20 protein-coding genes and 1 pseudogene are annotated in these 22,451 nt (G+C 63.7%); 10 read left to right on the top strand and 11 right to left on the bottom strand.

Going from position 1 to position 22,451, the window contains the following annotated elements:
• Window positions 1-10: 10 nt before the first annotated feature.
• The 4 genes from QM694_RS08305 to QM694_RS08320 form a co-directional block, all read right to left on the bottom strand.
• Window positions 11-2,422 carry a GcvT family protein gene (locus tag QM694_RS08305; RefSeq protein WP_415006469.1) on the bottom strand — a complete coding sequence of 804 codons (2,412 nt, stop codon included), beginning with the start codon at window positions 2,420-2,422 and terminating at the stop codon, window positions 11-13.
• Entirely contained in the window at window positions 2,419-4,857 is a 2,439-nt protein-coding gene (locus tag QM694_RS08310) for a GcvT family protein (RefSeq protein WP_415006470.1), read from the bottom strand. Before QM694_RS08310 ends, QM694_RS08305 begins: the two co-directional genes overlap by 4 nt.
• A gap of 120 nt (window positions 4,858-4,977) precedes the next feature.
• Window positions 4,978-5,202, bottom strand: a complete 225-nt coding sequence (locus tag QM694_RS08315; RefSeq protein WP_415006471.1) for a hypothetical protein — start codon at window positions 5,200-5,202, stop codon at window positions 4,978-4,980.
• Window positions 5,202-6,092, bottom strand: coding sequence for a phosphotransferase (locus tag QM694_RS08320; RefSeq protein WP_415006472.1), 891 nt, complete (start codon window positions 6,090-6,092; stop codon window positions 5,202-5,204). Before QM694_RS08320 ends, QM694_RS08315 begins: the two co-directional genes overlap by 1 nt.
• A 139-nt stretch (window positions 6,093-6,231) precedes the next feature.
• On the opposite strand from QM694_RS08320, the gene QM694_RS08325 reads away from it, so the two are divergent.
• The 6 genes and pseudogenes from QM694_RS08325 to QM694_RS08350 all read left to right on the top strand — a co-directional run bounded on the left by QM694_RS08325 (window position 6,232) and on the right by QM694_RS08350 (window position 11,048).
• Window positions 6,232-6,453 (top strand): DeoR family transcriptional regulator, encoded by a 222-nt coding sequence (locus tag QM694_RS08325; protein WP_415006473.1) that lies wholly within the window; start codon window positions 6,232-6,234, stop codon window positions 6,451-6,453.
• Between the two features lie 12 nt (window positions 6,454-6,465).
• A pseudogene (locus QM694_RS08330) lies at window positions 6,466-6,993 on the top strand (DeoR/GlpR family DNA-binding transcription regulator); the annotation flags it as partial.
• A gap of 142 nt (window positions 6,994-7,135) precedes the next feature.
• Window positions 7,136-8,002, top strand: coding sequence for an FAD binding domain-containing protein (locus QM694_RS08335; protein ID WP_415006474.1), 867 nt, complete (start codon window positions 7,136-7,138; stop codon window positions 8,000-8,002).
• Window positions 8,002-8,475, top strand: a complete 474-nt coding sequence (locus tag QM694_RS08340) for a (2Fe-2S)-binding protein (protein ID WP_415006475.1) — start codon at window positions 8,002-8,004, stop codon at window positions 8,473-8,475. The genes QM694_RS08335 and QM694_RS08340 overlap by 1 nt, the downstream gene beginning before the upstream one ends.
• Window positions 8,476-8,478: 3 nt before the next feature.
• Window positions 8,479-10,803, top strand: coding sequence for a xanthine dehydrogenase family protein molybdopterin-binding subunit (locus QM694_RS08345; protein WP_415006476.1), 2,325 nt, complete (start codon window positions 8,479-8,481; stop codon window positions 10,801-10,803).
• Window positions 10,803-11,048, top strand: a complete 246-nt coding sequence (locus QM694_RS08350; protein WP_415006477.1) for a MoaD/ThiS family protein — start codon at window positions 10,803-10,805, stop codon at window positions 11,046-11,048. The genes QM694_RS08345 and QM694_RS08350 overlap by 1 nt, the downstream gene beginning before the upstream one ends.
• On the opposite strand, the gene folB is transcribed toward QM694_RS08350, so the two are convergent.
• From folB to QM694_RS08380, 6 genes are read right to left on the bottom strand one after another with little or no spacing between them, the layout of a single operon-like run.
• The gene (folB, locus tag QM694_RS08355) at window positions 11,049-11,450 is read right to left on the bottom strand and encodes a dihydroneopterin aldolase (RefSeq protein WP_415006478.1); all 402 of its coding nucleotides are present in this window, start codon (window positions 11,448-11,450) and stop codon (window positions 11,049-11,051) included.
• Window positions 11,447-12,211: an SDR family oxidoreductase gene (locus QM694_RS08360; RefSeq protein ID WP_415006479.1), complete on the bottom strand. Its 765-nt coding sequence runs from the start codon at window positions 12,209-12,211 to the stop codon at window positions 11,447-11,449. The genes folB and QM694_RS08360 overlap by 4 nt, the downstream gene beginning before the upstream one ends.
• Window positions 12,208-12,573: a cupin domain-containing protein gene (locus QM694_RS08365; RefSeq protein ID WP_415006480.1), complete on the bottom strand. Its 366-nt coding sequence runs from the start codon at window positions 12,571-12,573 to the stop codon at window positions 12,208-12,210. The genes QM694_RS08360 and QM694_RS08365 overlap by 4 nt, the downstream gene beginning before the upstream one ends.
• 10 nt (window positions 12,574-12,583) lie before the next feature.
• Window positions 12,584-13,762 carry a CCA tRNA nucleotidyltransferase gene (locus QM694_RS08370; RefSeq protein ID WP_415006481.1) on the bottom strand — a complete coding sequence of 393 codons (1,179 nt, stop codon included), beginning with the start codon at window positions 13,760-13,762 and terminating at the stop codon, window positions 12,584-12,586.
• On the bottom strand, window positions 13,759-14,391 hold the full coding sequence (locus tag QM694_RS08375; protein ID WP_415006482.1) for a CoA pyrophosphatase: 633 nt from the start codon (window positions 14,389-14,391) through the stop codon (window positions 13,759-13,761). Before QM694_RS08375 ends, QM694_RS08370 begins: the two co-directional genes overlap by 4 nt.
• Entirely contained in the window at window positions 14,388-14,972 is a 585-nt protein-coding gene (locus QM694_RS08380; protein WP_415008595.1) for a DUF1285 domain-containing protein, read from the bottom strand. The genes QM694_RS08375 and QM694_RS08380 overlap by 4 nt, the downstream gene beginning before the upstream one ends.
• A gap of 134 nt (window positions 14,973-15,106) precedes the next feature.
• On the opposite strand from QM694_RS08380, the gene QM694_RS08385 reads away from it, so the two are divergent.
• The 4 genes from QM694_RS08385 to QM694_RS08400 are packed head-to-tail and all read left to right on the top strand — an operon-like array spanning window position 15,107 to window position 21,833.
• Entirely contained in the window at window positions 15,107-16,105 is a 999-nt protein-coding gene (locus QM694_RS08385) for an AAA family ATPase (RefSeq protein WP_415006483.1), read from the top strand.
• A 3-nt stretch (window positions 16,106-16,108) separates the two neighbouring features.
• A complete protein-coding gene (locus QM694_RS08390) occupies window positions 16,109-16,996 on the top strand; it encodes a DUF58 domain-containing protein (RefSeq protein ID WP_415006484.1) in 888 nt (295 codons plus the stop codon).
• Entirely contained in the window at window positions 16,993-19,776 is a 2,784-nt protein-coding gene (locus QM694_RS08395) for a DUF4159 domain-containing protein (protein ID WP_415006485.1), read from the top strand. The genes QM694_RS08390 and QM694_RS08395 overlap by 4 nt, the downstream gene beginning before the upstream one ends.
• On the top strand, window positions 19,773-21,833 hold the full coding sequence (locus tag QM694_RS08400; RefSeq protein WP_415006486.1) for a hypothetical protein: 2,061 nt from the start codon (window positions 19,773-19,775) through the stop codon (window positions 21,831-21,833). The genes QM694_RS08395 and QM694_RS08400 overlap by 4 nt, the downstream gene beginning before the upstream one ends.
• Here the strand turns inward: QM694_RS08400 and QM694_RS08405 are convergent.
• Window positions 21,774-22,349, bottom strand: a complete 576-nt coding sequence (locus QM694_RS08405; RefSeq protein WP_415006487.1) for a GNAT family N-acetyltransferase — start codon at window positions 22,347-22,349, stop codon at window positions 21,774-21,776. The genes QM694_RS08400 and QM694_RS08405 overlap by 60 nt on opposite strands.
• Between the last annotated feature and the right edge of the window lie 102 nt (window positions 22,350-22,451).

Below are 22,451 nucleotides of genomic sequence, written 5' to 3' on the forward strand. Positions count from 1 at the left end.
GCGCGGACATTCATCCTTTCAGGCGCTCCATCTTCGCGTCATAGAGGCAGCGGGGGCCGCGCGTGGCGCGATAGTTTTTCCCGAAGGCCTCGATGCCGAATTCCTTTTCGCCCGCAATGTCCGCCGGAAGATAGCCAAAGGCAATGGTCTTGCCGAGGGAATAGCCATAGCCCGTGCTGGAGGTGGAGCCGGCCACCTTGCCATTGTGAAAGATGGCCTCGCCCCCCAGGAAGGGCGCGAAACCTTCCACAGTGAAGGCGCAGAGCTTCCGCTCAACACCTTTGGCCTTGATTGCTTTCAGCGCCTCACGCCCGATGAAGTCGCCCTTCTCCAGCGCCACGCAGAAGCCGAGGCCCGCTTCATAGGGATTATAGTCCGGCGTGATGTCGCCCGACCAATAGAGATAGCCCTTCTCGAGCCGGCAGGCCTCGATGGCGCGATAACCGGCATTGGCGATGCCGAAGGGCTGGCCTGCCGCCCACAGCGTTTCATACGCATGGGCGGCAAATTCTTGCGGGATATAAAGTTCAAAGCCCAGTTCACCCACATACCCCACACGCACTGCCAGCACCGTGGCATGGCCGAGCGCGATCTCTTTCGCGCCGAAGAACGGCAACGCCCCGTCTGACACATCATCATCCGTGACGCTGGCCAGAATCTCGCGCGAGCGCGGCCCGACGATGTTTAGCACCGCATAAGTGTTGGTCACATCACGGATCGAAACACTCTTGGGCAGATGTTTCGCCACCCAGCCTGAATCATGCAGGCCGAAGGCCGAGCCGGTGACCATCAGGAACCTGTCATTGGTCAGATGCACGAAGGTCACATCCGCTTCGATGCCGCCCTTCTCGTTGCAAAGCTGCGTATAGACGGCCTTGCCGGGCGGGCCTGACAGATCATTGGCGGCGATATGCTGCAATGCCTTTTCCGCACCCTCGCCTGAAATCTCAAACTTCGAGAAGGATGTCTGGTCGATCAGCGCCGCCCGTTCGCGGATGGCGCGGTGTTCCGCGCCCACGGCGTCAAACCAGTTGGGCTTGCCTTCAAAAGACGAGACGTCGGAAACGCCCGGAGGCGCGAACCAGTTGGCGCGCTCCCATCCCCCGCGCGAGCCGAACACCGCGCCTGCCGTCTTCAGCTGATCATAGACGCCGGAGCGCCTGAGTCCGCGGCCTGCGTAGCTTTCCTCCGCCGGCCAGTGGATTTTGTAATAGGCGCCATAGGCCTCGATCGCCCTGTCCTCGAGGTAGCGCGGCTGGGCGTGGACCTTCGAGAAACGCCTGACGTCAAACGGCCAGAGATCCATGCCGGCATCGCCATGCAGGATCATGTTCGACATGGCGAGTCCAGCACCGCCCGAGGCCGCAATGCCCGCCGTGAAGCCACAGGCGACATAGAAATTATCGAGTTCCGGCGCCAGCCCCATGATCGGCTCACCATCGGCAGAGACCGGAATGGGGCCGTTGATCACCGTCTGGATGCCGACGTCGTTGAGCACGGGAAGCCGCGTGGCGGCAGGCAGGGCAAAGAGTTCCAGCCGCTCCATGTTGGGCGGGAACAATTCTCGGCCAAAGGAAAACGGTGGCAGGCCGCGATGGAAGCCGCGTGATCCATCTTCCCAGCCGCCGATCGCGAAGGAGCCGGTATCGGGCTTCAGATAGAAATTATTGTCGGGATCGCGCAGCGTGGTGAGGCCGGGATCGAAGGAAAGCGTTTTCTCCGTGAGGAAATACTGATGCTCGACGATGCCTGCGGCCAGCGGCACACCCGCCATGTTGCCCACCCGCTTGGCCCACAGACCCGCGCAGTTCACAAGAATGTCGCAGGAAATATTCCCCGCATTGGTGACGACGCCCAGCGCGCGCCGGCCCTCAAGTGCGATCTCCTCGACGCACACGCCCTCCTCGATCCTGGCGCCATGCATGCGCGCGCCCTTGGCATAGGCTATGGTAAGCGAATAGGGATCGATATAGCCGTCGCCGGGAATGAAGGTCGCGCCCTCGATGCCATCCGTGGCGATATAGGGAAAGCGCGTCTTCGCCTCATTGGCGGAAAGCGAATGGCATTCGACGCCGAAGCTCTTGGCCTGCGTCATCGAACGGCGGATTTCGCTCCACCGGTCCTTGCTGGACGCAAGACGCAGCGAACCGACCTTCTTCCACGAGATCGCCTGCTCCGTCTCCTGTTCCAGCCGGTCGAACACAGCGACGGAATTCTGCATGAGTCGCGTGAGGTTCTTCTTGCCCCGAAGCTGGCCGACAAGGCCCGCAGCGTGCCAGGTGCAGCCATGGGTGAGCAGCGCCTTCTCCACCAGCAGCACATCTTTCGCCCCATCGCGCGCCAGATGATAGGCCAGCGACGTGCCGATGGCGCCGCCGCCGATGATGAGAATATGGACGTGCCGGTCGGCGCGGAAACTCATGACTTCACCTTCGCATTCGTGGGATCATAGAGCGGTTCGAGATGGACCTTGGCTTTCACAATGTCCTTCGCCACCACCAATTCATACGTGCCGCTCCGCACGTAGTCTTCGGAAACGCCCTCGGCATTCCGCACATAGCCATAACCAATCGGCAGGCCCACCGTGTAGCCATAGCCGCCGCTCGCCAGATAGCCCGCGAATTTGCCGTCGCGCAGGATCGTCTCACGGCCGACGAGAACGATGTCCTCGCGCGCGGTTGTGAAGCCCGCCAGCATTTTGACAAGCGGTTTGGATGAGACGGCCTCGCATGCGTCACGGCCAAGGAAGGGCTGATTGGATTTGAGCTTCACGGCCCAGCCGAGCCCGGCATGGAACGGCGTGTCATTCGGCGTGATGTCGCTGCCCCAGGCGCGGTAGCCTTTTTCGAGACGCAGCGATTCAATGGCGCGGTAACCGGCGGGCACGATTCCGTCCGGCGCACCCGCCTTCATCAGCGCATCGAACACTTCGCCGATGGCCGCGATGGAGATATGCAATTCCCAGCCGAGTTCGCCAACATAGGTGACGCGGAGGGCGATTGTCTTGTGCCCGGCGATCTTCACTTCGCGCGCCGCGCCGAAGGGGAAGGCGGCATGGGAGAAATCCTGATCCGCCACCTTCTGGATCACCGCCCGCGCCTGCGGCCCCATGACCGACAGCGTGCCCCACTGTTCCGTGATGTCGGTGAGCCGCGCATCGAGGCCGGGCCAGATGTGATCGCTGATCCACGCAAAATCATGCGTGCGGAAGCCCGTGCCGGTGACGATGTAGAAATGATCTTCCGCCGGGCGCGCCACGGTGAGATCGCATTCGATGCCGCCGCGCGAATTGAGCATTTGTGTATACGCGAGCTTTCCGACTTGCGGCACACGGTTGGCCATGATCCACGACAGTGCTTCTGCCGCGTCACGGCCCCTCAAGTCATATTTGGCGAAGGACGACTGGTCGAACACGCCCACCCGCTCGCGCACCGCCTTATGTTCCTCGCCCACGGCGCTGAACCAGTTCTGCCGCCCCATGGAATAGATGTCTTTGGGCTCAACGCCTTGAGGCGCGAACCAGTTGGGCCTTTCCCAGCCGAGCTTTGAGCCGAAACAGGCGTTGCGCTGCTTCAGCCGCTCATAGAGCGGCGACACGATGCGCGGCCGCCCGCTCTGATATTCTTCATGCGGAAAACCGATGGTGTAATGCTTGCCATAGGCTTCAAGCGTGCGGTCGGAGGTCCATTGCCGGTCCTTGTGAAGATCGGAGAAGCGGCGGATATCCACCACCCACAAATCCATCGGCGCTTCGCCCTTCGCCGCCCACTCCGCCAGCACCCAACCCGCGCCGCCGCCCGAGGCGATGCCGAAAGCATTGAACCCCGCACCGACATAGAAATTCTTGAGTTCGGGTGTAGCACCCAGAATAAAGTTGCCATCGGGCGTGAAGCTCTCCGGCCCGTTGATCATCTTCTTGATGCCGGTCTTCTCAAGCGCGGGCACGCGGGCCAGCGCCTGCGTCATGTGCTGCTCGAAATGATCCCAGTCATCCTCAAACAGCTGGAACTCGAAATTGCCCGGCACATCGCCTTGCGTCCAGGGAATCGGATTTGGCTCATAACCGCCGAACACGAGTCCGCCCACTTCCTCCTTGAAATAGGTGCGCCGGTCCGGATCGCGGAGCGTCGCGGCATCCGCCGCCAGCCCGTCCACCTTCTCGGTGATGATATATTGGTGCTTCACCGGCTGCAGCGGCACGGAGACGCCCGCCATGGCGCCGATCTGCCGTGCCCATTGGCCGCCGCAGTTGATCACTGTTTCGCAGGCGATGACGCCGAGATTGGTGCGCACCGCCGTGACTCGGCCATCCTTCATGTCGAAGCCTTCGACGCGGCAGCCTTCGATGATTTTAGCGCCGTGCATCCGCGCACCCTTGGCGAGCGACTGCGTGATGTCGGAGGGCGAGGCCTGCCCGTCGGTGGGAAGCCACGACGCGCCGACGAGATCATTCACGTCCATCAGCGGCCACATCTTTTTCACCTCGGTCGGAGAGATCAGATGCATCTCCATGCCGAAGCTCTGCGCCGTGGTGGCGAGGCGCTTGTATTCCGTCCAGCGGTCTTGGTTGGTGGCGAGCCTCAGGCAGCCCGTCATCTTCCAGCCGGTCTCGAGGCCGGTTTCCTTGTCGAGGTTCTTGTAAAGCTCGACGGAGTATTTGAGCACCTGGGTGATCGAGGCGGAGGAGCGCAACTGCCCCACCAGCCCCGCCGCATGCCAGGTGGAGCCGGAGGTGAGCTTGTTCTGCTCCAGCAGAATGACATCGGCCTTGTGGTCACGCGCCAGATGATAGGCTGTCGAACAGCCGATAATGCCGCCGCCAATGACGACGAATTGCGCCTGCATGGGAAGGTTCATTCAGGAATGCTCCATAAGCGCGTCATGCCAGGGAAGGCTGGCGTCCCGATGCTGTCGAAAAAGCGGGATCCCCGCCTGCGCGGGGATGACGGGTGTGGTGAAAAGACAAACAGATCGGCATCACCGTTTGCGCGCCAGAATTGCAGGCCAAAAGATCGCGACCACGAGAAGGCCCAGAGCGATCAATCCATAGAGCAGCATCGACATCATCGCGTCGTCACACTGGCCATCGGCATGCGGGCAATCGCGAAAACCCCAATCGTTGTAGGCAACGATGCCCAGCGCAGTCGGCACCATCGCGAGTAACACCAAAACTGCGGAAAGCAGGTACGCGGGATATCTCATTACCCAAACGCCTTCTTGTAATCCGCATAGACGCGCTCGAAGCGGCCGAGATATTCGGCGGCATAGGCGACGTAATCGACGCCCGGCGCGTTGAGATGAAGTTCCGACACCATGCCCCATGTCGCCTCGCGCAGCGCGCTGGCCGCCTTCATGGCGTGGAAGGCGCGGACGATGGCTTCGGGGGGCGTCTTGCCGAAATAGGTATCGAGGATCAGCGCCTCGCCCGCTGCATCGAAGGAATTGTTGGCGGCGATGTTGGCGAGATCGAACATGGCGGTGCCGAAGGCGCCATATTCCCAGTCGATCAGCCACAGGCGCTTGCCATCGTCCATAAAATTCGAGGGCAGCAGATCGTGGTGGCCGAAGATGATGGGCAGCGGCGCTTGCGAGGCTTCAAGTTCATCGACAATCGCCATCCAGCGCGGCAGGTCTTTCACATGGGCGTGCTTGCCCGCCTTGAGCGTGAAGCCATAGTCGCGGATGATCTGGAACACCCAGAAGATGGCGCCCTGCCCTGAAACGCGCTTGCCCATCTCGCGATGGCAGCGCTGCACGATCTCCACGCAGCGCTGCGCATTGGCGCGCACATCGGCTTCCGCATACGTCCGGGCATCGAGATGGCGCACCACCATCAGGCCCGGCTCGAGATGCACGACCTCCGGCGAAAGCCCTGCCTCGAAGGCGGCGCGGCTGGCAATCGCCTCGCGCGCCCGTGACACCTGATGGAAGGGATAATCCTCTCCTACCCGGGCCACATATTTCCCGCCCGCATCTTCCACCGTGAAGCTGGCATTGCTCACCCCGCCTTTCAGCGGCGTGACCGCTTTCAGACCGCGCCAGATCGGCAGGCTGCGCACACGGGTTTCAGGGTCGGACATGGCTTTCGGCATGGCCGGAGCATGGGGCATAACAGGATGATTTCAAAGCGGAATGTTGTTTTATGTTGGAAATAATGCAATGATCTGTTGCATTTTGTGACTTATACCAAAGTTTAACGGCAATAAACGCCCAATCGCAGGACATTCCCACATGGCGCAATTGTCGCCCCGCCAGTCCGATATCCTCCGCCTCGTCCGCGAACAGGGCTCCTGCACTGTCGCCACCCTGGCCGACACGCTGAACGTCTCCTTTGAAACCATCCGGCGTGATCTGAAACCGCTGGCGGCGTCACGCGAAATCCTGAAGCGCCATGGCTCCGTGTCCATGCCCTATGAACTTGGCGAAGCGCCAATGGAACGCCGCATGCGCTAGAATGCCGAGGCCAAGCGGGCCATCGCACGGCACGCCGCCAAATCCGTGAGTGATGGCGACAGCCTGATGATCGACAATGGCGCCACCACCTCGATCTTCGCGCGCGAACTTTTGAAGAAGCGCAACCTGACCGTGGTGACCAACTCCTCCGACATCGCCCGCACGCTCGCCACTGTGAACGGCAACCGCGTGTATATGGCGGGCGGCGAATTGAACGGCAGCAATGGCGGCGCCTACGGCCCTTCGGCCATTGCCTTCGCGGCGAGCTTCCGTGTGAAACATGCGGTCATCTCGATTGCCGCACTCGATGCGGCCTTCGGCGCCAGCGACCACGATCTGGCGGAGGCGGAATTTGCCCGCATGGTTCTGTCGCGCGGCGAGCGGCGGCTGATTCTCTCTGACTCCAGCAAATTCGGCCGCACCGCTCTGATCCGCGTCTGCGGTTTCGAGGAGATTGACCGGCTTGTCTGCGAGGCCCCGCCGCCGCCCGCCCTCGCTGCGGCGCTGGCATCCGGTGGCGCTGCAATCGACATCGCATAGCGCGCAACCGCCTGCGCTGAGATGGCATGGGCGGGCGGGTTGACCAGATGGGGCCTCGTGGCCCAAAGTAGCCAGTGGAATTCAACGCGGGCCCGACATGACAGCCCGTGAACTCCAACACTGGTGACAAGGTGACATCATAATGGAATACCAAGCCCCCGACTCAACCCGGGCTGCTGTGGCTTTGCTCGCAAAGGCCAAGGGGAGCGCCTACGTCCTCGCCGGAGGATCCGACCTTCTGGTGCGCATGAAAGGCGGCTTCATCGAACCCGACCTCGTGGTCGATATCAAGCGCATCAAGCCAATGCGGGAAGTGAAGAAACTCGCAGGCGGCGGCTTCTCGATTGGCGCTGCCGTCTCCTGCGCCGCCATGGGCGAGAATGCCGCGCTGAAGAAAGCCTGGCCCGGCGTCGTGGAAGCGGCAAACCTCATCGGCTCGAAGCAGGTGCAGGGCCGCTGCACCGTGACCGGCAATCTCTGCAACGCCGGCCCCGCCGCCGACAGCGTGCCCGCCATGGTGGCCGCCGGCGCCAAGGCGGTAATCCAGGGTCCCAAGGGCAAGCGCACCATTCCGGTGGAACAGATTCCCGTTGGCCCCGGCAGGAACTCGCTCAAGAAGGGCGAGCTGGTGGAAGCGATCATGCTGCCCAAGCGCCCGCCCAAGTCTGGCGATGCCTATCTGCGCTTCATTCCCCGCACCGAAATGGATATCGCGGTGGTGAGCGCGGGCGTGAACCTGACGCTCGACGCCAAGGGCGTGGTGAAGGATGCCCGCGTATCGCTGGGTGCAGTGGCCCCCACCGTGCTTCTGGTGGCCGATGCCGCCAAGGCCATCATCGGCTCGAAGCTTGATGATCAGGCACTGGAAAAACTGGGCGCTGCCTGCTCCGCCGCCTGCCGTCCCATCGACGACAAGCGCGGCACCATCGAATTCAGAACCAAGGTCGCTGCCGTTCTCGGCAAGCGCGCGGCGGAAATTGCCTATGCCCGCGCGGGAGGGAAAAAATAATGTCCGTACTCGTCAACACCACCATCAACGGCGATGCCGTGAGCTTCGCCTGCGAGGCCGATGAACCGCTGCTCGACGTGCTGCGCAATCGGTTGGGCCTCACCGGCGCCAAGGAAGGCTGCGGCACCGGCGATTGCGGGGCCTGCAGCGTGACCGTGGATGGCCGCCTCGTCTGCTCCTGCCTCGTGCTGGGCGCGGAAGCCGAAGGCCGCACCATTGAGACCGTGGAAGGCATGGCCGATGGCGATGTGCTGCATCCGCTGCAGCGCCACTTCCTCGAGAATGCCGCCCTTCAATGCGGCATCTGCACGCCGGGCTTCCTGATCGCTGCCAAGGCGCTGCTGGCCAAGAACCCCGATCCGGATGAGGAAGAAATCCGTTTCGGCCTCGCCGGGAACCTGTGCCGGTGCACCGGCTATGACAAGATCGTGCGGGCCGTGCAGTCCGCCGCGAAAGAAATGAGAGGAGCTTGAGCCATGGCCAACGACGATTATAACGCCACCGAAGCTGCCCCTCCCACCACAAGCGAGAGCCATCACCACAGCCCGCTGCTGGTGAACAGGGAATTCAAGTCCGTCGGCAAGCGTGTGCTGCGCCCTGACGGCATCGACAAGGTGACGGGCCGCGCGAAATACGGCGCTGACGCCTTTGCGCCCGGCCAGCTTGTGGGCCGCATTCTCCGCAGCCCGCATGCTCATGCGAAGATCAAGAAGATCGACACCTCAAAGGCCGAAAAGCTCAAAGGTGTGAAGGCGGTCATCACCTCCGCCGATCTGCCGGACAAGACCAACGGCGATTCCGGCATGTATGACATTCTCGTCAACTGCATGGCGCGCGAGAAGGTCTTTTATGACGGCCATGCCGTGGCGGCCGTCGCCGCCGTCGATGCCAAGACGGCACGCGAGGCCTTGAAGCTCATCAAGGTCGATTACGAAATCCTGCCCCACGTGACCGATGTGGATGAGGCGATGAAGCCCGGCGCGCCCGTCATCCGCGATGACGTGTTCACCGATGGCATCGAGCCCAAGCCCACAAAGCCCTCCAACGTGTTCAAGCGCGTTGAATATGGCCATGGCGACGTGGACGCCGGTTTTGCCGAAGCCGACCATGTGATCGAGCGCAGCTTCAAGACCGAGCAGACGCACCAGGGCTATATCGAGCCCCATGCCTGCCTCGCCAATGTCGGCCCCGATGGGCAAGGTGAACTCTGGGTCTGTACGCAGGGCCACTTCGTTTACCGCAACCAGTGCGCCCAGCTTCTCGGCATGGATGTGTCGAAGCTGCGCGTCACGTCATCGGAGATCGGCGGCGGTTTCGGCGGCAAGACCCATGTGTGGGCCGAGCCTGTTGCGCTCGCCCTGTCGCGCAAGGCCAACCGACCGGTGAAGCTGGTGATGACGCGTGACGAAGTGTTCCGCGCCTCCGGCCCCACCAGCGCCACCTCGATTGATGTCAAGATCGGCATCAAGAACGACGGCACCATCGTCGCCGCCGATGCGAAGCTCCGCTATTCCGGCGGCCCTTTCTACGGCATGTGGGCGGAACTGGGCTGCATGACGGCCTTCGCCTGCTACGACCTCAAGAACGTCCGCACCGTGGGCTATGAGGTGGCGGTAAACCGGCCAAAGACGGCGGCCTATCGCGCCCCCTCCGCTCCCATGGCGGCCTTTGCTGTCGAGAGCGTGGTCGACGAACTCGCCGCGAAGATCGGCATGAATACGGTGGAGTTCCGCATCAAGAACGCGGCCAAGGAAGGCACCAAGTCTTCCTATGGCCCGGTTTATGGCCCGATCGGCATCGGCCCCACGCTGAAGGCGTCGATGAAGCATCCGCATATGTCCGCACCGCTTGAGAAAAATCAGGGGCGCGGCATGGCCTGCGGCTTCTGGTTCAACTTCGGCGGCCAGACCTGCGTGGACCTCAACGTGCAGCCCGATGGCTCGGTGAACGTCGCGGTCGGGACGGTGGACGTGGGCGGTTCCCGTGCCTCCCTGGCGCTCTGCGCGGCGGAAGAGTTGGGCATCTCCTACGACCAGGTGCGCGTCATCGTGGCGGATACGTCATCTCTCGGCCACAACGACATGACCGACGGCAGCCGCGGCACCTTCTCTTCCTCGATGGCCACGGTCTTCGCGGCCCGCAACGCCATCCGCGTGCTGAAGGAACGTGCCGCCAAGATGTGGGATGTCCCGCTCGCCGATGTCGTGTGGGAAGACGGCCACGCCAAGGCCACCGGCGAAAGCCATGGCAACCTCGCGCCGCTTTCCATCAAGGAGATCGCGGCGGGCGCGGCCAATACCGGCGGCCCCATCGCCGGTCACAATGAGATCGTCGCCGATGGCGCGGGCGTGTCCTTCGCCACCCATATCTGCGACGTGGAAGTCGATCCCGAAACCGGCAAGACCAAGGTGATCCGCTACACGGTGATCCAGGATGCCGGCAAGGCCGTCCATCCCACCTATGTGGAAGGCCAGTATCAGGGCGGCGCCGCGCAGGGCATCGGCTGGGCGCTGAACGAGGAATATATCTACGGCAAGGACGGACGCCTGCAGAATGCGGGTTTCCTCGATTACCGCATTCCCGTCTGCTCCGACCTGCCGATGATCGATACGCAGATCCTGGAAATCCCCAACCCCAACCACCCCTACGGCGTGCGCGGCGTGGGCGAAACCTCGATCGTGCCGCCGCTCGCCGCCATCGCCAACGCGGTGTCGAACGCGGTGGGCGTGCGCATGACGCACATTCCCATCTCGCCGCCGCGCATCCTCAAGGCGCTGGAGGGCGACAAGATCGGCCGCTAATGGCGGATATCCATCTCTGGGGTGCGCTCCGTCCGGCTGCGGACGGGGCGCATGTCATTCAGGTCGAAGCCGATACCATCCGCGAACTGTTCCGCAAGCTCGAAGAGCGCTATCCCGGCATGTCGCCGCACATCGCGCGCGGCATCGCCGTGTCAATCAACGGCAAGATTTTCCGTGACAGCTGGAGCGAGAAGCTGCCCGAAGGCGCGGAGATTTATCTGCTGCCGAGGATACAGGGTGGGTAATCACCGCAGCCGCTCGATCTCCACGCCCACGCTGCGCGCATTGGGGATGATGTCGGGCTTCTCCACCCGCACGCGCGCCGCCGCCACGCGCCTGTCGGTGAGGCAGGAGGCGGCGATTTTCTCGCACAGCGTTTCCACGAGATTGATGTGCCCCGCGGCGATGATCGCCTCGACCTTCTTCACCACGATTTCATAGGACACGACATGGCCGATGTCGTCGTCCTTGGGGCCTGCGCCCTCATTCACCGACAGGTCGATGTTGACGATGATGCGCTGCGGCTGAACCTTCTCATGATCGTAAATCCCGATCAGCGCCTGAAGCTCCAGATCGCGCACGAACACATGCCGCAATCCCGCCGCTCCGCTGGCGACGTGATGGGAAATCATCGGCTTCTTGCTCATTCCCGGACCTCCACCACATCGGGGGTTTGCCAGACCAGATGCTGGCCGCCATCCAGCGCAATCATCTGGCCGGTGAGCGCCGGGGCGGAGAGTATGAATTTGAGCGCGGCGGATATTTCCGCCGGCGACGTGCCGCGGCCCAGAAGCGTCAGCCGCGACTGTTTGGCGAATTCTTCCTCATCCATCCGCACGCTGGGAAGCGCAGGCCCGGGGCCGATGGCATTGACGCGGATGCGCGGCGCCAGCGCCTGCGCCAGCGTGCGCGTGACATTCCACAGCGCCGCCTTGGAAGCGGTATAGGAAAAGAACTTCGGGTTCAGCTTCCACACCCGCTGGTCGATGATGCTCACAATGTTGCCTTGCGCTCCATCCGGCAATTGCTGCGCGAAACCTTGCGAGAGGAACACCGGCGCCCGGAGATTGGTATCGAGATGCTGCGCCCAGCTTTCCTGAGTGATCGAACCCACCTCGTCGGGATCGAAGACCGAGGCATTGTTGACAAGGCAGGTAAGCCCGCCCAGCGCCGCCGAAGCTTCGGCAATCAGCCGTCCGGGCACCTGCGGGTCGGCAAGATCGCCGCGCACGATGGCGGCTTTTCGGCCCGCCTTGCGCACCAGCGCCGCCACCTCCTCCGCCGCGCCAATCGAGGTGTTGCAGTGAACCGCGACATCCCAGCCCGATGCCGCGAGATCGAGCGCGATCTGCCGCCCGATCCGCCGCGCCGAGCCCGTCACCAAAACCGATTTTGGCCCGCCGCTCATGCCTTGGGCATCAGGATCACGTAGTGCTTGCGCACCTTTTCAACCGTTTCCCAAGTGCCCTTGAAGCCCGCGGGGATGATAAAGGCGTCACCGTCCTTGAGCGTCCATTTCTTGCCGTCCTCATTGGTCAGCACCGCCCTGCCGGAGATGAAGTGGCAGAACTCCCATTCCGCATAGGCAACAGGCACCTTGCCGGGTGTCGATTCCCAGATACCGCAATAAAGCCGGTCATCCTCGCCGGTGAAATGATTCCACGTCTTGGTCTTGTATTTGCCCTTTATGAGCTTAGCGGGATCGGGCGATCCCTCCTCCATCTTCGGCGCGCTTTTGCCGGTGGTCTTCATCACGATGAGATCGGTCATGGAGTGTCCTTCAGATGCGGGCGAGAAGTTCGCTGCGGGTTGGCTTGAAATCGGAGGCGATCCACCAGTCTTCGAGCCGCTTCAGGGTTTCCCCGATCAGCGGCCCCGGCGCAAGGCCATGGGCGATCAGGTCACGCCCGTCGACCGGAAGCTGCGGAATGGGCCAGCGATGTGGAAGCCGCAACAGCCGCTTCCAGCCGGGATCAGTCAGCGGCGCGCGCGATCTGGCCCAGGCAAGATGCACGGCATCGCGCCAGGTCTCAGGCCCGAGATGATAGAGGATCATCCGCTGCTCGCGTGGACGGAGAGAGGGCGTTGGCGGCGTGGCGGAGAGCAGCCGGGCAATGCGTTTCGCTTCCGCATTAGAGAGGCGCAGGCGATGCGCGAGGGCACGCGGCTCTTCAGCCAGCATCGCGAGGCGCAGCACGCCATCGGCCGGCAAACGCTCCAGCACGCGCCACTCCTCCGTGTACGGAAGAATACACTTGAGGATTTTCTCCCGCGCCATCACCTTGAGGGTGGGAATGGCGCGCGGCGCTTCGAGAAGTTTTAGCATCTCTTGCCGGATGCGCTCCGCCGAAAGCCCGTCAATGCCCTTGGCGAGGCGGCGGCATGCGGCGAGTCCAGCCTTGTCAGGTGCGCCTTTGCCGAAGCGCGCATGAAAGCGGAAGAACCGGAGGATGCGCAGATAGTCTTCGTGGATGCGCTGCGAAGGGTCTCCCACGAAGATGATTCTCTTTCGCAGAATATCCCGATAACCATCTGTAAAGTCTGTTATTTTTCCACGCGCATCGCAATAAAGCGCATTCATCGTGAAGTCGCGGCGGAGCGCGTCTTTCTCCCAGTCGTCATGGAATTCAACGCGCGCCCGGCGTCCATCGGTCTCCACATCATGGCGAAGCGTCGTCACCTCGTATGGTTTGTGCAGCGCCACCACCGTGACCGTGCCGTGATCGATCCCCGTAGGGTGAACAGCGAAGCCTGCCGCCCCGCACACCTCCGCCACGCGTTCCGGTGGCAGCGTCACCGCCACGTCGATATCGGCAATGGGAACGCCGAGCAGCGCGTTCCGAACCGCACCACCCGCCACGCGCGCCTCGCCGCCCGCTTCGGCAATGACCGCGAAGATGCGTTGCAGACCCGGCTCCTTCAGCCAGCGGGCGCGCGCGAGGGAAGGCAGCTTCTTCATCGCGGCGCGTAGAGCAGGCTGTAGAGATTGCGGATCATCCCCGCCGTCGCTCCCCAGATGTAACGCTCGCCAAATGGCATGGCATAATAGAAACGCTCCCGCCCCTGCCATTCCCGCGAATGCTTGAGATGATGCGCCGGATTCATCAGGAAGGCGAGCGGCACCTCGAAAATCTCCGCTACCTCGCCCGCATGCGGCACAAGATCAAAACCGCGCCGCACCAGCCCCACCACCGGCACCACGCGGTAGGAGGTTCCCGTCAGATAGGTGTCGAGAAAGCCCAACGGCTCCACGAAGCTGCGGGCGATGCCGGTCTCTTCTTCCGTTTCGCGCAGGGCGGCCGAAACCGGCCCGTCGTCCTCCGCATCCATCCGCCCGCCGGGAAACGCCACCTGCCCCGCATGGCGTGAAAGATGAGCGGTGCGCTGGGTGAGCAGCACCTTGATGCCATCGGGATCGGCAATAAGCGGCACCAGCACGGCGGCGGGCTTGGGCGTCACACCTTCGGGGATCACCCGCGCCTCCGGGTTCAAGTCATCGTCGCTGAAGCGCGCCACATCGGGCGGCGCGTGATGCAGGCGTTCGGCGCACAGCGCGCGCACTTCCCGTTCGTCATAACGGAAACTCATGCGGAAAAGCCGATCTCATCCGCCTTCTGCATCGGCCAGAACTGCCCGCCCGACCACACGCCGAACCAGCCGTCCTTCACCGCGCCCGCTGCCACCAGATCATAGAACAGCGCGCGGGACACCAGCGCCTCGAGATTGGCGCGCACCAGCACATAGGGCTTGAGGCCATCCGTCCCCTCTTCCACCGCAAAGCGCAAGGGGTGCGCGGCATCCACTGTCACGGCATCATCGGTGTTTGTCTCGAAACTGATGGATTGCGCGTCGCCAGCCCCTTCCACGCGCATGCGGATGGCGGTGAAGGGCGCGTCCTCCACCCGGATGCCACATTTCTCCACCGGCGTGACGAGATAATATTTCCCGTCGTCGTCATAACGCAGCACGGAGGCAAAAAGCTGCATCAGCGGCTTCCGTCCGATGGGCGAGTTCATGTAGTACCAGGTGCCGTCGCGGGCGATCCGCATGTCGATGTCGCCGCAAAAGGGCGGATTCCACAGATGCACCGGCGGCAGGCCCCTGGCCTGCTTTTGCACAGCGCTAAGGCCGCGCAACGGATTGCTTGCATCCCTTTGATCTGCCGTCATCATGAACCCTTGGACACCTTTCGGAATGAGTTGGCCCCGCCTTTTTTGGGCCACGCTCCTTCCCGAGGATGCCGTTAAACATTCGGGCTTTCAGGGCTGCCCCCGGAAGCTCCTCCCAAACTATAGTGAGAGACATGGCAAGCATCAATGAAGCGGACCGGCAGATCGTCAACGACCTCGAGGCGGTGAGCGCACGGCTGGAGAAAGTCCGCCAGTCCATCGGGCGGGTGATCTTCGGCCAGTCCGATGTGGTGGAACTGGCGCTGACGGCGATCCTGGGCGGCGGCCATGCGCTTTTGGTGGGCGCCCCCGGCCTTGCCAAGACGAAACTGGCGACGACCTTGGGCCGTGTGCTGGGCCTCAATGAAAAGCGGGTGCAGTTCACGCCCGACCTGATGCCCGCCGACATTCTGGGCTCCGAAGTGCTGGAGGAAAGCGAAACCGGCAAGCGCCAGTTCCGCTTCGTGCCAGGCCCCGTATTCTGCCAGCTCATGATGGCGGACGAGATCAACCGCGCCAGCCCGCGCACCCAGTCCGCCCTTCTGCAGGCTATGCAGGAGCATCATGTGACGATAGCGGGCGTGCGCCATGACCTGCCCCGCCCTTTCCATGTGCTGGCGACGCAGAACCCCATCGAACAGGAAGGCACCTATCCGCTTCCCGAGGCGCAGCTCGACCGTTTCCTCGTCGAGATCGATGTCGCCTATCCTTCGCTCGAAGCCGAGCGGCGGATGCTGTTTTCAACCACCGGAACGGAAGAAGTCGAGGCCGAGCCGGTGCTCTCCACCACCGAATTGATGAACGCCCAGCGCCTCACTCGGCTGATCCCGGTGGGCGAACAGGTGGCAGAGGCCATCTTGAAGATCGTGCGCGCCGCCCGCCCCGGTCCCGATGCGGACGAATTCGTGAATCGTAACATCGCCTGGGGCCCATCGCCGCGCGCCAGCCAGGCCCTGATGCTCTGCGCACGCGCGCGGGCACTCCTGCACGGCCGCCTCTCTCCCTCGATCGATGACGTATCAGCGCTTGTCGAGCCGGTGTTCCGCCACCGCATGGCGCTGAATTTCACGGCCCGTGCCGATGGGCATACCGTCAGCAGCGTGATTGCCCGCTTCCGGGACATGCTGGCCTGATTGATGGCCAACACGTCAGCCTATGCACTGAACGACCGCGCCGAACAGGCCGCGCGGGCCCTGCCGCCGCTGCTGGTGGAGGCGGATCGCATTGCCGCGACCGTGATCCTCGGTGAACATGGGCGAAAACGTGCCGGCCCCGGCGAAAGCTTCTGGCAATACCGCCCCTATTCGCCGGGCGATTCAACGGCGCGCGTGGACTGGCATAAATCGGCGCGCTCGGACCGCATCTTCATCCGTGAGAATGAATGGGAGGCGGCGAACACGCTGTGGCTCTGGGCCTCGCCCGGCCCGGGCATGGATTTCCGCTCGCATCTTTCTTCCGTCAGCAAGCGCGAGCGCGCCAATCTGCTGACCCTGGCATTGGGCAGCCTCGCCATCCGTGCCGATGAACGCGTGGGGCTTTTGGGGAGCGACCAGCCGCCCGGCCATTCGCGCGCCATTCTCATCCGCATCGCCGAACGGCTGATGACGCCGGAAGGCCCGTCCCTGCCGCCGCAGGGCCGGGTGACACGGCTGTCCAGCGCCGTGCTGGCAGGCGATTTTTTTGAACCCGTCGAGGAGATCGCCGCCGCTTTGACGCCCATCGCCGAGGCGGGTGTGAACGGTCATTTGGTGCAGATAGCCGATCCCGCCGAAGAAACGCTCCCCTGGCAGGGCCGGGTTGAATTTCAGGATGTGGCAGGGCCGCTCAAATTTCTGGCCAGCCGCAGCGAAAGGCTGCGCACGCCCTATCAGGAGCAACTGGCGCTGCACCGCGCGGCGCTGCGCGATCTCTGCCGCAAGCTGGGCTGGAGCTTCACCATTCACCGCACCAGCGATGCGGTGGCGCCGCTGCTGATGCAGATGCACAGCCTCGCCGGCGGAGCCTTGCGGGTGCGGGCAAAATGAGCTGGCTCGCCAACATCGGCTTCACCACGCCATGGGCGCTGGCGGCACTTCTGCTGCTGCCTGTCATCTGGTGGCTGCTGCGCGCCACGCCGCCCCGCCCGCAGACGGTGAAGTTTCCGCCGCTGCGCCTGCTGCTCAAACTCGTCAACCGCGAGGAACAGCCGGAACGAACGCCGTGGTGGCTCTTGTTGCTGCGCCTCGCTTTGGCGGCGCTGGTGACCGTCGCCGTGGCGCATCCATTCTATGCGCCGGCCCATTTGCAAAACTTCGGCAAGACGCCGCTCTTGTTGATCACCGATGATGGGTGGGCCTCCGCGGATCGCTGGGATACCCGCCGCGCCATGATGCTGGATGTGATCGACACAGCCCGCAGCGCCGGTGCGCCCGTGACACTCGCCACCACCGCTCCGGCGCTCCATGCACCCGATCTTGTCGCCCGTGATGCGGCCAGCGCCGCCACCCGCGCCGTGGCGCTGGAACCCAGAGCCCTGGCGCCCGACAGAACGGCGCTGCTGGCGCGGTTGAAAACGCAGTTCGCGGATGCCCCGGAGCTTCACGTGGTGTGGATCACCGACGGCCTCGACACGGGCGACGCCAAGGCCTTCGCGGAAGGGCTCCAGACGCTGGCGAAGGGCAAGGCTTCGGTCGAAGCCATTGTTCCGCCTGCGGAGGATTTCCCGGTGAGGCTGGCGCGGCCTGCCATCACCTCCGGCCGCATCACCGTTACGGCATTGCGTGTTCCTGAAGCCTCGGCTGAAACCGTCACCGCCGTGGCGCGCGCCGCCAATGGCCGGACATTGGGCGAAGCGGCGCTCACCTTTGCGCCCGGACAAGGCAAGGCCGAAGCCGCCTTCGACATGCCAGTGGAGTTGCGCAACGAGATCCAGAGCATCGCGCTAGAGCGCCAGCATAATGCCGCCGCCGTGTTCCTGCTCGACGACCGCTGGCGGCGCAAATCCGTGGCGCTGCAGACGGGCGCCACGCTGGACAGCGCCCAGCCGCTCCTCTCACCGCTTTACTATGTCTCGCGCGCCATCGAACCCTTCGTGGAGCAGTCGCAGCCAGCCGATCCGGCAGCACTGAAACAGTCCCTCGATCAGGGCCTGTCCATGCTGGTTCTGGCCGATATCGGCGTGCTGCCGACCGAAACGCAGGCGATGGTGAAAGACTGGGTGGATCGCGGCGGGCTGCTCCTGCGCTTTGCAGGCCCCCGCCTTGCCGGTGCTGCCACGGGCGACGATACGCTCTTGCCGGTGACGCTGCGCGAAGGCGGCCGCTCGCTTGACAGTGCCCTCTCATGGGAAGAGCCGCAGCCCATGCAGGACTTCGCGGTAAAAAGCCCCTTCACCGGGCTTGCGCTTGATCCCACGGTAAGGATTTCGCGCCAAGTGCTGGCCGAGCCCGATGTGGATTTGCCCGACCGCGTGTGGGCGGCGCTGGCCGATGGCACGCCGCTCGTCACCGCGAAGCATGAAGGCAAGGGTCTGATCGTCCTCTTTCACGTCACCGCCAATGCCGACTGGTCGAATTTGCCGCTCTCTGGTCTCTTCGTGGAAATGCTCAGGCGCGTGCTTGACCTTGCCCCTGCCGCAGGCGGCGGCAACGCAGCGCTGGCGGGCGGTGAAGGCCAGGCCTTCGTGCCTTCCCGCCTCTTGAATGGCGCGGGCGAACTTGCCGATCCTCCGCCCGACATCCAGCCCATTTCCGCCGCCGCCATTGATACGGCAACCGCCACGCCGGAAACGCCGCCCGGTCTCTATCGCCGTGGCGGCGCCGAACGCGCGTTGAATATCTCGCAATCGGGCAATGCCCTGACGGCAATCACCGAATGGCCGCAAGGCGTCACCGTCCACGGCCTGACGCCTGACCGGCCCATGCCGCTGGCACCCTATCTCTTCGCCGCCGCCTTCATCCTCTTCCTGCTCGATTGCCTCGCGGCACTGTGGGTGAGCAACGGCCTTACCCGGCTCCGCGCCCGGCACGCGCTTCCCGCCATAATGCTCCTTGCACTGACCAATCTGCCGCCACCCGCCCATGCCGATCCGGCGGAGGATTTCGCGCTCAAGAGTGTGCTCGACACGCATCTCGCCTATGTCGTCACCGGCGACAGCGCGATCGATCAGGTCAGCGAACAGGGGCTGAAAGGCTTGAGCGCCATTTTGCGCGACCGAACCTCGGTCGATGCAGCCGACCCCATCGGCGTCAACGTCGATAGCGATGAGCTGGTGTTCTTCCCGCTTCTCTACTGGCCCATACGCCCCGACGCGCCCGACCTCTCCGATGCCACGCTGGCCAAGGTCTCAACCTACATGAAGAATGGCGGCACCATTTTCTTCGACCTGCGCGAGGATGGCGCCGATGCGCTGGCGGGCGGCGTGTCACCGGCCAGCGCCGCGCTCCGCCGCATGCTGGCCAAGCTCGACATTCCGCCGCTGGAGCCCGTGCCGCCCGAGCATGTTCTCACGAAATCATTCTATCTCCTGCAAAATTTCCCGGGCCGCTACGATCAGGGGCAATTGTGGGTGGAGCGGTCGGATGCCGATGCAGCCGTCAGCACATTCGATGGTGTGAGTTCGATCATCATCGGTTCCAATGATTATGCCGCCGCCTGGGCGCTCGATGACAATGGCGATGGCATCTATGCCACGATCCCCGGCGGCGACCGGCAGCGCGAAATGGCGTTCCGCACCGGCATCAACATCGTGATGTATGCGCTGACCGGCAACTACAAGGCCGATCAGGTGCATGTCCCGGCGCTCCTGGAAAGGCTGGGGCAATGACGGGCTTCGATCTCGCCTTCAATCCGCTGCTGCCGTGGCCGGTGCTGATCACGCTGGGCGTCATCGGGCTTTTGCTGATTGCCTTGCAAGCCTACGCGCGTGCACGCGGCGCGCTGCTAAGGAGCCTTGCCCTCGCTCTTCTGTTCTTCTCGCTGCTTGATCCCTCGCTGCGTCAGGAAGGGCGCCAGCCGCTGCCCGATATCGCCGTCGCGGTAATCGACCGCACATTGAGCCAGGAATCCGCCGGGCGCATGCCGCAGGTGGAAGCCGCCGAACGTGACTTAAAGGCACAGACCACAGCCCTTCCCAACACCGAATTGCGCGTCATCGATGTTCACTCCGGCACCGGTAAGGACACTTTCGGCACGCGGGCCTTCGAGGCGCTGAACCGCGCCATGTCAGATATACCGCCGGACCGCTTCGCCGGCGCCGTGATGATCACCGATGGCGAAATCCACGATGCGCCAGCCGATTCCGCGAAAGCCAATCTGCCGGGCCCCGTGCACGGCATCATCACCGGCTCGCGCAGCGAGCGCGACCGCAAGGTTGTGATCGACAAGGCCCCGCGCTTCGGCATCGTCGGCAAGGAACAGGTGATCCGTTTCCACGTCGAGGAAGCGAATGGCGACGGCGCACCTGTCGATGTGACCGTAACGCTGCAGGGTAAGGACCCAACCATCATCCAGGCCACGCCCGGCGAACCTGTCGACCTTCCTGTGATGATCGACCATGCCGGGCAGAACATTGCCGAGCTCACTGTGCCACCGATGCAGGGCGAAGTGTCCGCCGCCAACAATCGCGCCATCACGGTGATCGAAGGCATCCGCGACCGGCTGCGCGTGCTGCTCGTGTCCGGCTCGCCCCATCCCGGCGAACGGAGCTGGCGCAATCTGCTCAAGGCAGATGCCTCGGTGGACCTCGTTCACTTCACCATTCTCCGCCCGCCAGAGAAGCAGGACGGCACGCCGATCAAGGAACTGGCGCTCATCGCCTTCCCGACGCGCGAACTCTTCGTCGACAAGCTCGACCAGTTCGATCTCATCATCTTCGACCGCTACCAGCGCCAGACGGTGCTGCCGATGGCCTATCTCGACAACATCGCCCAATATGTCGAGAAGGGCGGCGCGCTGCTGATTTCGTCAGGCCCGGATTTCACCGGAGAGGACGGACTCTATGATACGCCGCTCGACGCGGTGATCCCCGCCGCCCCCACGGGCCGGGTTCTGGAAGGCGCGTTCCGCCCGGCGATCACCGCCGATGGCCGCAAGCATCCGGTGACGCGCGATCTCTCGGGCGGGGAAACCGATCCCCCCACATGGGGCCGCTGGTTCCGCATGGTCGATACGGATGCAGGCCAGGGCACCGTGGTGATGGCAGGCAGGGATGACCGGCCGTTGCTGGTGCTGGCCCATGAAGGACAGGGCCGCGTGGCGCAGATGCTGTCCGATCAGGGCTGGCTGTGGGCCAGAGGCTATGATGGCGGCGGGCCCCAGACCGAACTGCTGCGCCGCATCGCCCACTGGCTGATGAAGGAGCCCGACCTTGAAGAGGAAGCTCTCAAGGCTGCGCAACAGGGCGGCAATCTGGTGATTGAACGCCGCACCATGGCGGACAAGACCGATCCCGTGACCGTCACGCTTCCCTCGGGCAAGACGGAAACCGTCACCCTCGCTGAAAGCGCGCCCGGCCTGTGGACGGGCCTGCTGCCCATCACCGAGGCGGGGCTTCACCGGCTGAACGACGGCAAGCTGGAGGCCGTGGCTGCCGCGGGCAACGCCGACGCCCGCGAGGCCGCGGACTTGCTGGCGACGGACAAGATCCTGGCGCCCGTCACTGAAGCCACCGGCGGCGGCATTGCCTGGATGGCCGATGGCATGCCCCGCCTCATCAAGATCGAGAAAGGCCGCAGCATGGCGGGCGGAAGCTGGCTTGGCCTGCGCGCCAATGGCGCTTACCGCGTGACATCGGTGGCGGAATATCCGCTCTTTGCCACGCTGCTAAGCCTGGGCGTGCTGCTCCTGGGCCTCGGCGCCATGTGGCGGCGCGAAAGCCGGTAGGCTTGCGAACTGCTGCGGCGACCTCACCTCGCCCGCCACGCCATCAAAGGCATGCGGCGTCAGTTCAAGAAAGAGAATACGGTCAGGATCGGTTGGGCCGGGCATGATGATCCGGCCATGCGGCACCTTCTGGAAGCCGACCTTGGCATAATAGGGCGCATCACCCACCAGAATGATGAGCGGATGCCCTTCCGCCTTCGCCCGGGCGAGGCCTGCATGCATGAGGGCGAGGCCGATGCCCAGCCCCTGCCGCCGGGGATGCACCGCCAGCGGCCCAAGCAGCAGCGCGTCTTGCCCATCCGCGCCGATCTTCACCGGCCAGAAACTGATGGTGCCAGCCAGCCCCACCTTCTCGTCCCGCACCACAAGGGACAGGCCTGAAATGGCGCGGTTTCCCTCACGCAGACGGTATGAGCTTTTGGTGCGGCGGTCCGTCCCGAAGCTCAGGTCCAGCAGGCCTTCGACCAGATAATGATCGCCGGGCCGGGCTTCTGTGATGGCAAGGGTGTCGTTCATGGCGCGTCTCGTTTCAGGCGGGGCGGGAAAGCCCGGCCTCGGGCACGCACAAACAGCGGGAGCGAAAAAGACCGGGCAGGCTCAGGCGCGCGTCATCACGCG

The sequence above is a fragment of the Aestuariivirga sp. genome (genome assembly GCF_047602625.1).
Classification (GTDB): Bacteria; Pseudomonadota; Alphaproteobacteria; order Rhizobiales; family Aestuariivirgaceae; genus Aestuariivirga.

Bases quoted from the DNA above. Each gene is read 5' to 3' on its own strand.
- QM694_RS08310 (WP_415006470.1), bottom strand. From the start codon at position 4,857: ATGAACCTTCCCATGCAGGCGCAATTCGTCGTCATTGGCGGCGGCATT.
- folB (WP_415006478.1), bottom strand. From the start codon at position 11,450: ATGAGCAAGAAGCCGATGATTTCCCATCACGTCGCCAGCGGAGCGGCG.
- QM694_RS08365 (WP_415006480.1), bottom strand. From the start codon at position 12,573: ATGACCGATCTCATCGTGATGAAGACCACCGGCAAAAGCGCGCCGAAG.
- QM694_RS08320 (WP_415006472.1), bottom strand. From the start codon at position 6,092: ATGCCGAAAGCCATGTCCGACCCTGAAACCCGTGTGCGCAGCCTGCCG.
- QM694_RS08340 (WP_415006475.1), top strand. From the start codon at position 8,002: ATGTCCGTACTCGTCAACACCACCATCAACGGCGATGCCGTGAGCTTC.
- QM694_RS08385 (WP_415006483.1), top strand. From the start codon at position 15,107: ATGGCAAGCATCAATGAAGCGGACCGGCAGATCGTCAACGACCTCGAG.
- QM694_RS08390 (WP_415006484.1), top strand. From the start codon at position 16,109: ATGGCCAACACGTCAGCCTATGCACTGAACGACCGCGCCGAACAGGCC.
- QM694_RS08370 (WP_415006481.1), bottom strand. From the start codon at position 13,762: ATGAAGAAGCTGCCTTCCCTCGCGCGCGCCCGCTGGCTGAAGGAGCCG.
- QM694_RS08400 (WP_415006486.1), top strand. From the start codon at position 19,773: ATGACGGGCTTCGATCTCGCCTTCAATCCGCTGCTGCCGTGGCCGGTG.
- QM694_RS08325 (WP_415006473.1), top strand. From the start codon at position 6,232: ATGGCGCAATTGTCGCCCCGCCAGTCCGATATCCTCCGCCTCGTCCGC.
- QM694_RS08360 (WP_415006479.1), bottom strand. From the start codon at position 12,211: ATGAGCGGCGGGCCAAAATCGGTTTTGGTGACGGGCTCGGCGCGGCGG.
- QM694_RS08335 (WP_415006474.1), top strand. From the start codon at position 7,136: ATGGAATACCAAGCCCCCGACTCAACCCGGGCTGCTGTGGCTTTGCTC.
- QM694_RS08345 (WP_415006476.1), top strand. From the start codon at position 8,479: ATGGCCAACGACGATTATAACGCCACCGAAGCTGCCCCTCCCACCACA.
- QM694_RS08395 (WP_415006485.1), top strand. From the start codon at position 16,993: ATGAGCTGGCTCGCCAACATCGGCTTCACCACGCCATGGGCGCTGGCG.
- QM694_RS08350 (WP_415006477.1), top strand. From the start codon at position 10,803: ATGGCGGATATCCATCTCTGGGGTGCGCTCCGTCCGGCTGCGGACGGG.
- QM694_RS08380 (WP_415008595.1), bottom strand. From the start codon at position 14,972: ATGACGGCAGATCAAAGGGATGCAAGCAATCCGTTGCGCGGCCTTAGC.
- QM694_RS08315 (WP_415006471.1), bottom strand. From the start codon at position 5,202: ATGAGATATCCCGCGTACCTGCTTTCCGCAGTTTTGGTGTTACTCGCG.
- QM694_RS08305 (WP_415006469.1), bottom strand. From the start codon at position 2,422: ATGAGTTTCCGCGCCGACCGGCACGTCCATATTCTCATCATCGGCGGC.
- QM694_RS08375 (WP_415006482.1), bottom strand. From the start codon at position 14,391: ATGAGTTTCCGTTATGACGAACGGGAAGTGCGCGCGCTGTGCGCCGAA.
- QM694_RS08405 (WP_415006487.1), bottom strand. From the start codon at position 22,349: ATGAACGACACCCTTGCCATCACAGAAGCCCGGCCCGGCGATCATTAT.